General features: G+C 70.8%; 14 protein-coding genes and 1 rRNA gene. 11 read left to right on the top strand and 4 right to left on the bottom strand.

Annotated elements, in window-relative coordinates; genetic code table 11:
• The 9 genes from rrf to FHS38_RS34195 form a co-directional block, all read left to right on the top strand.
• Window positions 1-88 (top strand): 5S ribosomal RNA (gene rrf / locus FHS38_RS34235); the annotation flags it as partial.
• Window positions 89-156: 68 nt separating this feature from the next.
• The gene (locus FHS38_RS34230) at window positions 157-801 is read left to right on the top strand and encodes an HAD family hydrolase (protein WP_184740410.1); all 645 of its coding nucleotides are present in this window, start codon (window positions 157-159) and stop codon (window positions 799-801) included.
• A 147-nt stretch (window positions 802-948) separates the two neighbouring features.
• Entirely contained in the window at window positions 949-2,178 is a 1,230-nt protein-coding gene (locus FHS38_RS34225; RefSeq protein WP_184740408.1) for an MFS transporter, read from the top strand.
• Window positions 2,129-3,301 carry an acetoin utilization protein AcuC gene (locus FHS38_RS34220; protein ID WP_184740406.1) on the top strand — a complete coding sequence of 391 codons (1,173 nt, stop codon included), beginning with the start codon at window positions 2,129-2,131 and terminating at the stop codon, window positions 3,299-3,301. Before FHS38_RS34225 ends, FHS38_RS34220 begins: the two co-directional genes overlap by 50 nt.
• A gap of 184 nt (window positions 3,302-3,485) precedes the next feature.
• Window positions 3,486-4,301, top strand: coding sequence for a phosphatase (locus tag FHS38_RS34215; RefSeq protein WP_184740404.1), 816 nt, complete (start codon window positions 3,486-3,488; stop codon window positions 4,299-4,301).
• 128 nt (window positions 4,302-4,429) lie between these two features.
• A complete protein-coding gene (locus FHS38_RS34210) occupies window positions 4,430-4,639 on the top strand; it encodes a helix-turn-helix domain-containing protein (protein WP_031145511.1) in 210 nt (69 codons plus the stop codon).
• A gap of 110 nt (window positions 4,640-4,749) precedes the next feature.
• Entirely contained in the window at window positions 4,750-4,848 is a 99-nt protein-coding gene (locus FHS38_RS34205; RefSeq protein WP_003948845.1) for a 30S ribosomal protein bS22, read from the top strand.
• Window positions 4,849-5,077: 229 nt separating this feature from the next.
• Complete coding sequence (locus FHS38_RS34200; RefSeq protein ID WP_184740402.1) at window positions 5,078-6,124, top strand: NAD-dependent epimerase/dehydratase family protein; 1,047 nt, start codon at window positions 5,078-5,080, stop codon at window positions 6,122-6,124.
• Between the two features lie 14 nt (window positions 6,125-6,138).
• Complete coding sequence (locus FHS38_RS34195) at window positions 6,139-7,161, top strand: lysophospholipid acyltransferase family protein (RefSeq protein ID WP_184740400.1); 1,023 nt, start codon at window positions 6,139-6,141, stop codon at window positions 7,159-7,161.
• A gap of 200 nt (window positions 7,162-7,361) precedes the next feature.
• Here FHS38_RS34195 and FHS38_RS34190 read toward each other — a convergent pair whose 3' ends face one another.
• From FHS38_RS34190 to FHS38_RS34175, 4 genes are all read right to left on the bottom strand, one after another.
• Entirely contained in the window at window positions 7,362-8,582 is a 1,221-nt protein-coding gene (locus FHS38_RS34190; protein WP_184740398.1) for a DUF5667 domain-containing protein, read from the bottom strand.
• A gap of 203 nt (window positions 8,583-8,785) precedes the next feature.
• The gene (locus FHS38_RS34185) at window positions 8,786-9,568 is read right to left on the bottom strand and encodes an ECF subfamily RNA polymerase sigma factor, BldN family (RefSeq protein ID WP_130878854.1); all 783 of its coding nucleotides are present in this window, start codon (window positions 9,566-9,568) and stop codon (window positions 8,786-8,788) included.
• Between the two features lie 451 nt (window positions 9,569-10,019).
• On the bottom strand, window positions 10,020-10,979 hold the full coding sequence (locus tag FHS38_RS34180) for an HAD family hydrolase (RefSeq protein ID WP_184740396.1): 960 nt from the start codon (window positions 10,977-10,979) through the stop codon (window positions 10,020-10,022).
• A gap of 123 nt (window positions 10,980-11,102) precedes the next feature.
• The gene (locus FHS38_RS34175; protein WP_130878856.1) at window positions 11,103-11,381 is read right to left on the bottom strand and encodes a glutaredoxin family protein; all 279 of its coding nucleotides are present in this window, start codon (window positions 11,379-11,381) and stop codon (window positions 11,103-11,105) included.
• 349 nt (window positions 11,382-11,730) lie between these two features.
• On the opposite strand from FHS38_RS34175, the gene FHS38_RS34170 reads away from it, so the two are divergent.
• Complete coding sequence (locus FHS38_RS34170; RefSeq protein WP_184740394.1) at window positions 11,731-12,495, top strand: redox-sensing transcriptional repressor Rex; 765 nt, start codon at window positions 11,731-11,733, stop codon at window positions 12,493-12,495.
• Window positions 12,492-13,928, top strand: coding sequence for a glutamyl-tRNA reductase (locus FHS38_RS34165; protein WP_184740392.1), 1,437 nt, complete (start codon window positions 12,492-12,494; stop codon window positions 13,926-13,928). The genes FHS38_RS34170 and FHS38_RS34165 overlap by 4 nt, the downstream gene beginning before the upstream one ends.
• The last annotated feature ends 31 nt before the right edge of the window (window positions 13,929-13,959 follow it).

The raw sequence follows: 13,959 nt of genomic DNA, 5'->3' as shown, positions 1-13,959 counted from the left end.
CGGTTACATTCCGAACCCGGAAGCTAAGCCTTTCAGCGCCGATGGTACTGCATGGGGGACCGTGTGGGAGAGTAGGACGCCGCCGAACAATTTTTCAGCCTCAGGCCCCGAGTTTTCACTCGGGGCCTGAGGCATTTTTGCGTTTAGGGTGACGTCATGCGCTATGACCTCGTCATCTTCGACAACGACGGAGTACTCGTCGACAGCGAGCCGATCGCCAACACGGTCCTCGCCGCCTACCTCTCCGAGCTGGGGCACCCCACCAGCTACGAGGAGTCCCTTCGCGACTACATGGGAGGCGCCGTCCACCGCGTGCACGACCTCGTTCTCGAGCGGACCGGGCAGAAGCTTCCCCTGGACTTCGACGAGACACTGCATTCCCGCACCTTCGCCGCGTTCGAGCAGGAGCTCCAGCCGATGAAGGGCGTCACCGAAGTACTGGAATGGCTGGTGGCCGAGGGTGTGGCGTACTGCGTCGCCTCCTCCGGGACCCACGAGCGGATCCGGGTCGGACACCGGCGGACGGGCCTGGGCGAGTGGTTCGAGGACGAGTGGATCTTCAGCTCGGAAGACGTCGGCCACGGAAAGCCGGCGCCCGACCTGTTCCTGCACGCCGCCCGCTCGATGGGCGTCGAGCCCGAGCGCTGCGTCGTCATCGAGGACAGCCCCCTCGGTATCCAGGCCGCGAATGCCGCGGGAATGGACGTCTACGGATTCACGTCGATGACGCCGGCCGACCAGCTGGCCGGCGCCAAGGGGTACTTCGGAGAGCTGACGGAACTGCCGCGCCTGCTCGCCTGACAGCCCGGGCAGGGGAACCCAGGGCGAAAGGCGACTCGCCGCAAGAACGATTCACCCATGTGGACGGGTGCGTTCGGGTGATCGCTCCGCCACTGGTCGTGTGATCGCTCTGTCCACCCGTCGCGGGTGGCCATACGCTCCCCGGCCATGACGGATGCGCGCTTGCGGCACGGCCGGACGTCCCTCGCGATCAGCTTTTTCGTCCAGGGCGTGGTGTTCGCTCTCCTCGTGACCCGCATACCGGCGGTCCAGGACCGGTACGGGATATCCGACGGGCTGTTACCCGCCTTCCTCGCAGCCGTTCCGATACTCGCCGGCATCGGCAGCATCGGTACCGAGCGCCTGGTGAAGAGGGTGCGCCCCGGGCCCGTACTGCGCTGGGCGCAGCCCGTCGTCTGTCTCGCCCTTCTCGCGGTGGGTGTCGGTGACGGCCTGGGACAGGTGGCGGTCGCGCTCGCCGTCTTCGGCCTGGCGGTCGGCGCGCTGGACGCGTCGATGAACATGCTCGGCGTGAGCCTGCAGCGCGCGTACGGGCGCAGCATCATGCTCGGCTTCCACGCCGCGTACAGCCTGGGCGGGATCATGGGGGCGTCGCTCGCATGGGCGGGGGCCCACTGGGGACTGTCGCTGATCGTGCTGTACGGGCCGCTCATGGCCGTCCTCGCCCCGGCGGCACTCGCGGCGAGCCGTTGGTACGCGGATCAGCGGGAGCCGCGATCCCAGGTCGCCGCCGGCTCTCCGCCCACCCCGGGCTTGAGGTTCCTGCTTCCCCTGTGCCTGGTGATGGCCTTCGTCTATATAGGGGACTCGACGGTGGCGAACTGGAGTGCCAAGTACCTCCAGGACGTCCTGGGGAGTTCCGAGCAGCTGTCCACCCTGCCTTACAACGTGTATATGGCAACGACCTTGCTCGGTCGTGCCGTCGGGGATCTCGGGGTGCGGCGCTTCGGGCCGGTCGGGGTCGTGCGGACCGGGGCGGTGATCGCGGCCGGGGGCTTCGGGGTGGTGGTCCTGGCGCCGGGGGCGTGGGTGGGGATAGCGGGGTTCACGGTGCTGGGGCTCGGGCTGTGCGTGATCGTGCCGCAGACCTTCGCCGCGGCCGGGCGGCACGGCTTCGAACGTTTCGGCCCTGAGGGCTCGGACGCCGCCGTCGCGCGGCTGAATATCTTCAACTATGTGGGTTTTCTGGTGGGTTCGCCGCTTGTGGGGGCACTCGGGGCGGCATGGAGCCTCCGCGGGGCCATGCTCGTACCGCTGTTGCTCGTGCTCGTGACCGTGCCGTATGCCCGCGCCTTCGACCCCGCACCCCGCCCTATACCGTGTCGCCATGAGCGGCCGCGCACAACTGATGTGGGACGAGGCAGTAACGGGCTATGACTTCGGCCCCGGGCATCCGATGGATCCGGTGCGGCTCGCGCTGACCATGCGGTTGGTGGAGGCGTTCGGGCTGGACCGTGCGGTCGGCCTGGTGGCGGCCAAGCCCGCGGGGGAGTCGACGCTGCGGCTGGTGCACCGGCAGGACTATGTGGCGGCGGTCCGGCGGGCGTCGGCCGATCCGGGGTCGGCCGACGGCTCGTACGGGCTGGGTACCGAGGACGATCCGGCGTTCGCGGCGATGCACGAGGCGTCGGCGCTGATCGCGGGGCAGTCCGTGGGGGCGGCCGAGGCGGTGTGGCGCGGTGACGCGCTGCACGCGGTGAATTTCGCGGGTGGGCTGCACCACGCCATGCCGGGGTCGGCCGCGGGTTTCTGCGTGTACAACGACGCCTCTCTGGCGGTGGCGCGGTTGCTGGAGCTGGGGGCCGAGCGGGTCGCGTACGTGGATGTGGACGTGCACCACGGGGACGGGGTCCAGGCGGCGTTCTGGGAGGACCCCCGGGTGCTCACGATCTCTCTGCACGAGCACCCCCGGACGCTGTTCCCGGGGACCGGGTGGCCGGAGGAGACCGGCGGGCCGGGTGCCGAGGGCGGTGCGGTGAACCTCGCGCTGCCGGCGGGGACGGGGGACGCGGGGTGGCTGCGGGCCTTCCACGCCGTGGTGCCGGAACTGCTGGCGGAGTTCCGGCCGCAGGTGCTGGTGACGCAGCACGGCGCGGACACCCACTTCGACGATCCCCTGGCGCACCTCGCGGTGTCGCTGGACGCGCAGCGGCTGGTGATGGAGGCGTGTCACGAGCTGGCGCACGCGTACGCGGACGGCCGGTGGGTCGCGCTGGGCGGTGGTGGATACGCGGTGGTGGACGTGGTGCCGCGGTCGTGGACCCATCTCGTCGCGATCGCCGCGGGGCAGCCGGTCGACCCGGAGTCGGCGGTGCCGCAGGAGTGGCGGGACGAGGTCTACGCCCGTACCCGGCAGCTGGCGCCGCAGCGGATGACGGACGGGCTGCGGCCGCAGTGGCGGGACTTCGGGGCGTCCGGGTACGACCCCGCGGACCGGCTGGACCAGGCGATCCTGGCGACGCGCCGCGCGGTGTTCCCGGCGCACGGCCTGCTGCCGTAGCGCCGCCTCCGTGGCCGCCCCGGCGAGGCGGCGTCCCGGCCTTCCGGCGATGCGGCGTCCGGGCGGTCGCGGCCGGCCTTCCCGGCCTGTCGGGAACGTCCCGGGCCCGTCCTCGTTAGCCCACGCGTGGGACGCCGGGGATGAATCGCGGTGTGGTGCGGGGCGGTCCGCCAGCATCGGGAGCGTGTTGAGCCCCCGCGCCCTGCGCGCGCATCTGCTCGTCGCCCGACTGGCCGGCACGGTGGCCACGACCCGCGAGCGGAGCCTGAGTCGGTATCGGATGTTCGCGGCCCGTGATCCACGGGCGTTGATCGGGTTGGAGCCCGAATACGACTGGTGTTTCGATGAGTTGTTACAGCTGATGGGCCAAAAGTGCGGAGTTTCGGCCGATCCGGCGCACGCTTCAGGGCAGGATGTGATCGACCCCGACCGCACGATCGCGGCACTCGATGCCTTCGCCGACCGCCTCGCGACGGTGGCCGCGACAGGCGCTCCGGTGCTGATCGGCACCGGGCACCCCCACCGGCTCCTCGGTTTCTACGCCGCGTTGGCCGCCGGTCTCTCGGCGGCCGGATGCGGTGTCCTCACCCCTGCGCAGGGTCGAAGTGTCGACATAACGACCCGGTTCGGCGTACGCACATACAACCTTGACTACGTCAGGGGAGTCGCGCTGATGCGTGAACCCGGCGCGCGAGCGCCCCGGAGTGAGCCGGGCGCGCATACCCATTCCCCCCTCCCGGTTCGGGTCGCCCTGGGGGCCGCGGCGGACTCCGGCGGACCCCTTCCGGCCCTGGTCATCGGGGACCACGGATGGGTCTGCGGGGCAGGTCAGCTGGGTTTTGAGGCCATCGGCCTGGCCGACTCGGACGACCCGGCTCCGTTTGTCGGAGAGGCCGAGGGGCGGGTGTCCGTGGTCGTTCCGCTTGATGACACTGTGCGGTCTGATTACTACCGACCGCTTACTCGCTATGTACTCAATCGAGCGTGTCTGTCACAGTAGGCGGCCGATGGCTGCTCCTCTTCCCCACTCGCATCACACGCCCCTAATCTGGGGAGTGAGCGCGCAGCGACGAGGAGTCACCGGAGGGGAAGCCGGTGCGCGTCATGTGCGGAAGGTTCAGGTGTGTCATGGCTGCTGGCGAAAGGCCTCTCAACGAGGTCGTGTTCCTGACCGTGGCGGAAGTCGCCTCGGTGATGCGAGTGTCCAAGATGACCGTGTACCGCTTGGTGCACAGTGGTCATCTGCCGGCGATCCGGGTGGGTAGGTCGTTCCGGGTCCCAGAGCAGGCGGTGCACGAGTACCTCCGTGAGTCCTACGTGGGGGTGGAAACCGCCTAACGAGGACCTCGGATTACGCTGTTCGCCCGGTGCCGGGTAGGCTGGCCCGATGTAGGTCGTGTGGGCTCGGACGCCCCGCACCGAGTGAATCGATGTAAGCGAGGGTAGTCGTGGGCTCTGTTATCAAGAAGCGGCGCAAGCGGATGGCCAAGAAGAAGCACCGCAAGCTGCTCAAGCGCACGCGCGTTCAGCGTCGCAACAAGAAGTAAGCAGCGCCGCTGTGATCGTCCCGCAGCCCTTCCACCGGTCCACGGTGGGAGGGCTGCGGTGTTTTCCGGGCCCAGCCGCGCCCGCCTTACGTTGCGGTCAGTAAAGCCATCGCTACGGCTTGAAATGTCGCCCGAGGTATCGGGTGGTCGTCACAGCGCAACAACGAGCCGCTACGGTTGCCGCCAAGCACCGCTCGTCGCGTAAGCGTGGGAAGGGAAGGCGCTGATCTTGGGCAAGGTCGTGCTCGTCACCGGGGTCGCACGGCAACTGGGCGGACGGTTCGTCCGCAGAATCCAGCGCGAACCCGACGTCGACCGGGTCATTGGGGTGGACGCGGTGCCACCCGATCACCACCTCGGCGGGGCCGAATTCCTACGGGCGGACATCCGCCACCCCGCGATCGCCCGGGTCCTCGCGGAACACGCCGTCGACACGGTCGTCCACATGGACGTCAACGGCACCCCGCTCGGCAAGAGCGGCAGCCGGGCCACGGTCAAGGAGACCAACGTCATCGGCACCATGCAGCTGCTCGGTGCCTGCCAGAAGACCCCGTCCGTCAGACGGCTGGTCGTCAAGTCCAGCACGAACGTCTACGGTTCCGCGCCCCGCGACCCCGCGATCTTCACCGAGTCCACGCCGCCCAAATCGCTGCCCAGCGGCGGCTTCGCGAAGGACACCGTCGAGGTCGAGGGCTATGTGCGCGGCTTCGCCCGCCGCCGGCCCGACGTGGCCGTGTGCGTGCTGCGGTTCGCCAACATCCTCGGGCCCTGCGCCGACTCGCCGCTCGCCGAGTACTTCTCCCTGCCCGTCCTGCCCACCGTCCTCGGCTTCGACCCCAGGCTCCAGTTCGTGCACGAGGACGACGCGATCGAGGTCCTGCGGATCGCCGCCGGAGAGCCGCGCCGCGCCACGCTCAACAGCGGCACGTTCAATGTCGCGGGCGACGGCGTGCTGCTGCTCTCACAGGCCGCCAGGCGCCTCGGGCGCCCCACGCTCCCCTTCTTCCTGCCGACCGTCACCTGGGTCGGCACAGCGCTGCGCTCGGTCGGCGTCCTGGACTTCTCGCCCGAGCAGATCCGGCTGCTCACCCACGGGCGGGTCGTCCAGACCACCCAGATGCGCGAGACACTGGGCTTCCACCCCCGCTACACGACCGCAGAGGCCTTCGCGGACTTCGCGCGCAGCCGCGGCACGGGGCTGCTGCCGCCCGAGACCCTCGCCCGTACCGTCGACCGGATCGCCGCGGTCCTGCCTGCCGGCCGCGGCCAGAACTGAGGAGCGCAGCCACCATGGCGGATGCGAAGGTCATCCCGTTCGGCGAGGAGCCACGGTCGAAGCGGAAGAGCAAGCGCGTGGGCCGCGCCCGGACGAACCAGCCGCCGGTGCCGCTCGCGCCCGTACCGCCGCAGCGTGACGAACCCGCCGGGACGGCCGAACGGGCGGAGCCGGCCGGGGCCCCGCGCGAGCCCGACGGCGGCTGGGACCGGAAGCTGGCCAACGGGCTGAGCTTTCTGCGCCGCCGCGTCACGGGCGAGTACGAGGTCGACGACTTCGGGTACGACCAGGAGCTGACCGACCAGGTCCTGATGTCGGCGCTGCGCCCGTTCTACGAGAAGTACTTCCGGGTCGAGGTGAAGGGCATCGAGAACATCCCGGAGAAGGGGGCGGCGCTGATCGTCTCCAACCACTCCGGGACGGTCGCCGTCGACGGACTGATGCTCCAGATGGCGATCCACGACCAGCACCCGGCCAACCGCAATGTGCGGATGCTCGCGGCGGACCTCGTCTTCATGCTGCCGGTCGTCAACGAGCTGGCCCGCAAGTTCGGGCACACCCTCGCGTGCGTCGAGGACGCGCAGAAGCTGCTGGAGCGCGGCGAGCTGGTGGGCGTGATGCCGGAGGGCTTCAAGGGGGTGGGGAAGCCGTTCTCGGAGCGGTACAAGCTGCAGCGCTTCGGGCGGGGCGGCTTCGTCTCCACCGCGCTGCGGGCCGGGGCGCCGATCGTGCCGTGCTCGATCGTCGGGGCGGAGGAGATCTACCCGATGGTCGGCAACGCGAAGACGCTGGCGCGGCTGCTCGGCATTCCGTACTTCCCGCTGACGCCGACGTTCCCCTGGCTCGGGCCGCTCGGGATGGTGCCGCTGCCGACGAAGTGGACGATCCAGTTCGGCGAGCCGATCCCGACGGACGGCTATTCGCCGGAGGCGGCGGACGACCCGATGGTGATGTTCAACCTGACGGACCAGGTGCGCGAAACGATTCAGCACACGCTGTACAAGTTGCTGGTGCAGCGGCGGTCGGTGTTCTTCTAGGTGGGGGCGGGCTTTGCCCGAGGCCGGCGGACGGAGTCCGGTGCGGTCGATCGAAGCGCAGGCCCTTCGGGCCGGAAGTTCGCAGCAGCGGCCGGTCTCGTCACCCCTTGCCGGAGGCAAACCGCGGCGGTCGGTGTTCTTCTGAGGCGTTGTCCACGCCTCTGTCCGAGTGAAGAACACCGACCGCCTGTGTCCGCCGTCTAGCTCGCGTCCTCGCCGTGGATGCCGAGGCCCGGGAGGATGTCCGGGAGGAGGGGCGGGATGGTGATGTCGGGCTGCTTGGCCGGCTTGCCGTCCTTGCCGTGCGGGGGCTGCTTGGCCGTACCCGAGCTGTCGGAGCTGGGCTGGGGCTGGAGCAGGCCCGTGCCGCCGAGGAGGCCCTGGCGGTCGTCGTGGCCGCCGGGGGACGCCGAGCGGGGCTTGCCGCCCGAGCGCTTGCCGTCGGAGGTGGACGACGCCTGGGGCGGCTGCGCGGAGTGGCCCGCGCGGCCCGGGGTGCCGTGCTCGGGCGTGTGCGGGGCACCCGGCGCGTCGTGCTTGCCCCCCGGGGTGGTGGGCAGCAGGGAGCGCAGCGGTCCGACCTCGTCGTCTATGGCGGCGAAGACCGAGCTGACCTGGTCGCCCACGTCGTGCAGCTGGAGGGGCAGCTTGTCGCGCAGCTGGCTCCAGCCCTCGCGGTGCGAGGAGGCGAACGAGGACAGCCGCTGGATCGCGCCGAGCGAGCCGTCCCGCTCGTAGGCCTTGTGGAGCAGGCGGTGGCCCTCCGAGGCGTCGTGCGTCATGCCGGAGAGGGTCTTGCGGATCTCGCCCAGGGACTCGTGGTCGAGGTGGCCCACCCGGCCGCGCTCCATGAGGCGGCGGGCCTCGAACAGCCGGGTCGAGGCACGGTCGAGGAACAGGCTGCCGCGGTCGGCCTCGTCGTCGGTCAGACCGAGCCTGAGGTCCTCCATGCCGCGCTTGAGGCCGTAGAGCGAATCGCCGGGCAGGGCGTTGGAACTCGCCGCGGCCACGCCGCCGAACGCGCCCGCCGCCACACCCACCGTGAGCCCGCCGGCCGCGAGCCCCTTGGACCAGCGGGAACGTGGCTTGAGCCGGCTCAGCGGGCCCGCCCGGTGGGCGCCCTTGCCCGCGGTCCGGCCGCTCGCCGCGCCCGTGCGGGGCTCGGGAACCGTGGCCGGTTCCCCGGCGAAGTGGGACTCCATGGCAGCGATCAGCTGCGCCCGCTGCACGGTCCTGACCTCGGGATCCAACTCGGGTGCGGGCAGCTCACCGAGCCCGCTCGCCAAGGCCAACAACTTCCCCTGCTCGGTGTCGTCCACCGATGGGCCGGGCTGTGCGGCCGCCGCGCCCTGGAGTTCCTGGTCCTCCAGGGCCTGGGCGAAGGCGTTCGCCCGCCGGTGCGCCGAAACGTTCGCGATCACAGGCGGCACCTCCTCTCGTCATGACGGTCGACTCCCCTGAAACCTGGAGGGTTGCACGCCTTGAGTGCATCCACTCGATCGAGTGAGTTGCTACGGGCATGGCGTGACGGCAGGGAGTCTGCATCCCGCACAACGAGCGGTTCCGCAGTCGGGTTACGCGATCCGGACGATGTGACCGCTGGTGAGTGAACGGGTGCACAGGGTCAGCGCGCGTCGTCCGGGAGAAGCCGGGCCAGCGTGCGGACGGCCCGGTACTGGAGGGTCTTGATGGCGCCCTCGTTCTTCCCCATCACGCGGGCGGTCTCGGCGACGGACAGACCCTGGAGGAAGCGCAGGGTGACGCACTCCTGCTGCTGTGGGTTGAGCTTGCGCACCGCCTCCAGGAGGGCGGCGTTGGACAGGGACTCCAGGACGGAGTCCTCGGGGCTGCGCTCGACCTCGTTGGCGTCGAGCATCTCGCCGGTGGTCACCTCGAGCCGGAACCGCGACGACTTGAAGTGGTCGGCGACCAGGTTGCGGGCGATGGTCACCAGCCAGGCCCCGAAGTCGCGGCCCTGCCAGGTGAACGTGCCGATGCGGCGCAGGGCGCGCAGGAACGTCTCGCTGGTGAGGTCCTCGGCCGTGGCCCGGCCGCCCACGCGGTAGTAGATGTAGCGGTAGACGGTGTCGGCGTACTGGTCGTAGAGGCGGCCGAAGGCTTCGGCCTCGCCGGCCTGGGCTCGCTCGACCAGGTCGAGCATGCGGGCGCTGTCGCTGTCGGCACTCGGGCGGCGGGTCGTAGTGGACGTACCGGCGCCGGCGCCGCGGCGGGCGCGTCTGCCGACCGCCGCACTGCCCTCGGCGAGGGCGTAGCAGGGGCCGGCGGGGACGGGTGTGGCGAAGGCGGGGACGGCGTACGCGGTGGGGACGAAGCCGCGCAGACGGTCGATGACCGTTGCGCGCAGCGTAGCCAGGCCCGAGGCGTCAACCCCGACGTGTGGGTACACGGGACTCCCAGAGGCAGAGCTTCCATCACGTGCAGTGCGGGACCGTTCACTCGTCGTAGGGACAAGGGGGTACCGGTTTGCGTCTGAGGAGAATAACGCTTCGTACAGGCAGCGCTACACCGAGTTGCTCAAATCATCGTTTCCGTTCGATCTCTTACCGATTGACGCTCGATCAAATATCGAACTGTGAACGGAAGTTGACGTAATGGGGCTCATGTGTGGCCGATTGGGCAGCGTGTTGTGGCAATCCGGACACGGAAGGACTGTCGGGGGCCGTGTGGGGGTATGACAACAGGATTGCCTGTGGGTCACCTTCGGTTACGCCCTGTTGCCGCCCGTTCGGCACAGGTGGCCGAATACGGGCGGCGGCGGCAGCGGGCGGTGACGCCCGTCCGGGGGAGCCGGGGAAAGGCGTGCGGGAGCCGGTGGCCGGTCGGCGGGTCGGTTCGCGTCAGCGGCGGCGGCGGTGCAGGGCGACGGCGGCGGCCGCGCCGCCCGCCAGGGCGCCCGCGGCGGCCGCGGCGGGGATGCCGACCTTGGCCGCCTTGCGGCCCGTCCGGTAGTCGCGCAGCCGCCAGCCGCGCTCCCGCGCGTGCTTGCGCAGCCGGCTGTCAGGGTTCACGGCGTAGGGGTAGCCGACGATCGACAGCATCGGGATGTCGTTGGCGGAGTCGCTGTACGCCGCGCAGCGGGACAGGTCCAGGCCCTCGGCCGCGGCCAGCGCCCGCACCGCCTCGGCCTTCGCGGGGCCGTGCAGCGGCTCGCCGACGAGCTTGCCCGTGTAGACGCCGCCGACGGACTCGGCGACCGTGCCGAGCGCACCGGTCAGGCCCAGCCTGCGGGCGATGATGGTCGCGGTCTCGACGGGCGCGGCGGTCACCAGCCACACCTTCTGGCCCGCGTCGAGATGGGCCTGGGCCAGCGCCCGGGTGCCCGGCCAGATGCGCTCGGCCATGTACTCGTCGTAGATCTCCTCGCCGATGGACATCAGCTCCGAGACCCGGTGGCCCTTGACGATGGACAGGGCGCTGTCGCGCGCGTCCTGCATGTGCTCGGGGTCCTCGACGCCCGCCAGCCGGAACCACGCCTGCTGCCAGGCGAAGCGGGCCAGCTCGCGCTTCTGGAAGAAGTGCCGTTTATAGAGGCCGCGGCCGAAGTGGAAGAGGGCGGCGCCCTGCATCACGGTGTTGTCGAGGTCGAAGAAGGCCGCGGCCCGTACATCGCCGACGACGGGGAACTCCGGCTCCGCGGGCTTCTCGGGGACGGGTGGCCGCTGCTCGGCCTGCGCGCCGGTCTCTTCCGCGTTCTCCTGCGCGGACTTGCGGGCTGCCTCCGCCGCGGCCTCGCCCGCCAGCACGCTGCGTGCGGTGGCGGAGCGCCTGCGCGGAGTGATCCATCCCAGTGCGGCCATGTCGGGAGCATAGCCAGTTTGTTCGGGGTAACCGGAGTCGGAACGATTCAGTGACGTGAACTTCACGCGACGTGTTCGTTACTCTCCGCGCGGCGCGCCCGCGAGGCCCCGCGCGGAAGGGGCTCAGCCGCCGAGGGCCTTCCGCAGCCGCGCGGGGTTCACCCGCCAGAAGTCGTGCTGCGCGCCGTCGACGAGGATCACCGGGATCTGCTCCCAGTACTTGCGGTACAGCTCCTCGTCCTCGGTGATGTCCTTCTTCTCCCAGCGGGCGCCCAGCTCGCCGCAGATCTCGGCGATCACCGCCTCGGCGTCGTCGCACAGGTGGCAGCCGGGCTTGCCGATCAGCGTCACCGTGCTGTCGGCGGGGTTCTTACGGGCGTTTCGGCGCAGCAGCGGGCTCATGCAGGCCATTGTGCCCGCACCGTGCCCCGAGCTCGGCGGTCTGATTTGGGTGCCTGGGTCGACTACCATCATGTGGCGATTTGTTGGTGTCCGGGGGTATGGCGATGAGGAGTGAGCGCGCGTGTCCCCGTCGGCGCACCGTTGGTACGGGAGTGATTGCTGTGGCGGTCGCGATGGTGCGGGCAATGGTTCCCGGACCGGGCCGAAACACCGCGTGACGCCGGTCACTTTGCCCGGACAAAGCGGACACCATCTTTGTGCACGCGTTCACAAAGGCATAGCCTGCGTTCGACGGGGCGGTCCTGGGACAAGGCGCCGCCCGCAGCCCCGCTCTACCCGCAGGAGCACCGTGGCAACTGGCCGAACTCACCGACCGGCGACCCGAAGCCGAGGGATTCCCGAGGCCACCGTCGCCCGGCTTCCGCTGTATCTGCGTGCGCTGACCGCGCTCTCCGAGCGTTCGGTACCCACGGTCTCCTCCGAGGAGCTCGCGACCGCGGCGGGGGTCAACTCCGCCAAGCTGCGCAAGGACTTCAGCTACCTCGGCTCGTACGGCACGCGCGGTGTCGGCTACGACGTCGAGTACCTCGTCTACCAGATCTCGCGGGAACTCGGCCTCACCCAGGACTGGCCGGTCGTCATCGTCGGCATCGGAAACCTCGGCGCCGCCCTGGCCAACTACGGCGGCTTCGCCTCCCGCGGCTTCCGCGTCGCGGCCCTGATCGACGCCGACCCGGCCATGGCCGGCAAGCCGGTCGCCGGGCTGCCCGTGCGGCACACCGACGAACTCGAAGCGATCATCACGGACAACGGCGTCTCCATCGGTGTCATCGCCACCCCGGCGGGTGCCGCGCAGCAGGTCTGCGACCGGCTCGTCGAGGCCGGGGTCACCTCGATCCTCAACTTCGCGCCCACGGTCCTCTCCGTGCCCGAAGGCGTGGACGTCCGCAAGGTCGACCTCTCCATCGAGCTGCAGATCCTCGCCTTCCACGAGCAGCGCAAGGCCGGCGAGGACGCCGCGCAGACCGCCGCCACCCCGCCCCGCGTGCCGCGCACGACCGGCGGCGGCCGAAAGGGACCGGACGGGGATGTCCCCGCCGTGATGCCGGCATGAGCCTGCTCGTCGTCGGCCTGAGTCACCGCAGCGCGCCCGTCAGCGTGCTGGAGCGAGCCGCCCTCGCGGCGGACGCGCAGGCCAAGCTGTTGCACGACACGCTGGCGGCCGAGCCCGCCACCGAGGCGACCGTGCTTGCCACGTGCAACCGCATCGAGCTGTACGCCGACGTGGACAAGTTCCACGCCGGTGTCGCCGAGCTGTCCACGCTGCTCGCCCGGCACACGGGCGTCGGCCTGGACGAGCTGACCCCCTACCTCTACGTGCACTACGAGGACCGGGCCGTCCACCACCTCTTCTCGGTGGCCTGCGGGCTGGACTCGATGGTCGTCGGCGAGGGTCAGATCCTCGGCCAGATCAAGGACGCGCTCGCCCTCGGCCAGGAACTGCACACCGCGGGCCGACTGCTCAACGACCTCTTCCAGCAGGCCCTGCGCGTCGGCAAGCGCGCCCACAGCGAGACCGGCATCGACAAGGCCGGCCAGTCGCTGGTGACCTTCGGTCTGGAGCAGCTCGCCCGCGACACGCCCGTCGCCGACTGGGCCGCGGGCAAGCGCGCCCTCGTCATCGGCGCCGGCTCCATGTCCTCCCTCGCCGCCGCCACCCTCGCGCGCGCGGGCGTCGCCCACGTCGCCGTCGCCAACCGCACGGTCGAGCGGGCCCGGCGCCTCGCCGCGATCCTCACCGAGCCCGCGGGCCCCGCCGCCCGCGGCGGGTTCACGGCCTCCGCCGTGGAGATGACCGCCGTGGCGGACGAGCTGTCCCGCGCGGACGTCGTCGTCTCCTGCACCGGCGCGACGGGCCTGGTGCTGACGGCCGACGCCATACGTCTGGCCCTCGCCGCCCGTACGGACGCCGGCGGCCACCGGGACGCGCTCTGCGCCGTCGACGAGACCTGCGAGGACGGCCCGGCCGGCCCGGCCGACGGCGTCGTCCTCGCGCTCCTCGACCTCGCGATGCCCCGCGACATCGACGCCGCCGCGCACGGGGTCGAAGGCGCCCGCCTCGTCGACATCGAGACGCTCGCCGAGGCCTCCGCCGACGCGCCCATGGCCGCCGACGTCGACCAGGTGCGGTCCATCGTCTCCGACGAGGTCGCCGCCTTCGGCGCCGCCCAGCGGGCCGCGCACATCACGCCCACCGTGGTCGCCCTGCGCACCATGGCCGCGGACGTCGTCGCGGGCGAGATCGCCCGGCTCGACGGCCGCCTGCCCGACCTCGACGACAAGCAGCGCGCGGAGATCACGCAGACCGTGCGACGTGTCGTCGACAAGCTCCTCCACGCGCCCACCGTGCGGGTCAAGGAGCTGGCCTCGACCCCCGGCGGCGCCGGCTACGCCGACGCCCTGCGGGAACTCTTCGATCTCGACCCGCAGGCGGTCGCCGCCGTCAGCCGGGCCGACACGCGTGACCCCGGACGGGAGCCAGCATGAACGACACCCCCTCCACGGCCGCCTCGGGCAA

Source organism: Streptomyces netropsis, assembly GCF_014203545.1.
GTDB lineage: Bacteria > Actinomycetota > Actinomycetes > Streptomycetales > Streptomycetaceae > Streptomyces > Streptomyces netropsis.
Note: the sequence above shows the minus strand (reverse complement) of the source record. Positions and strands in the feature narration are given on the sequence as shown.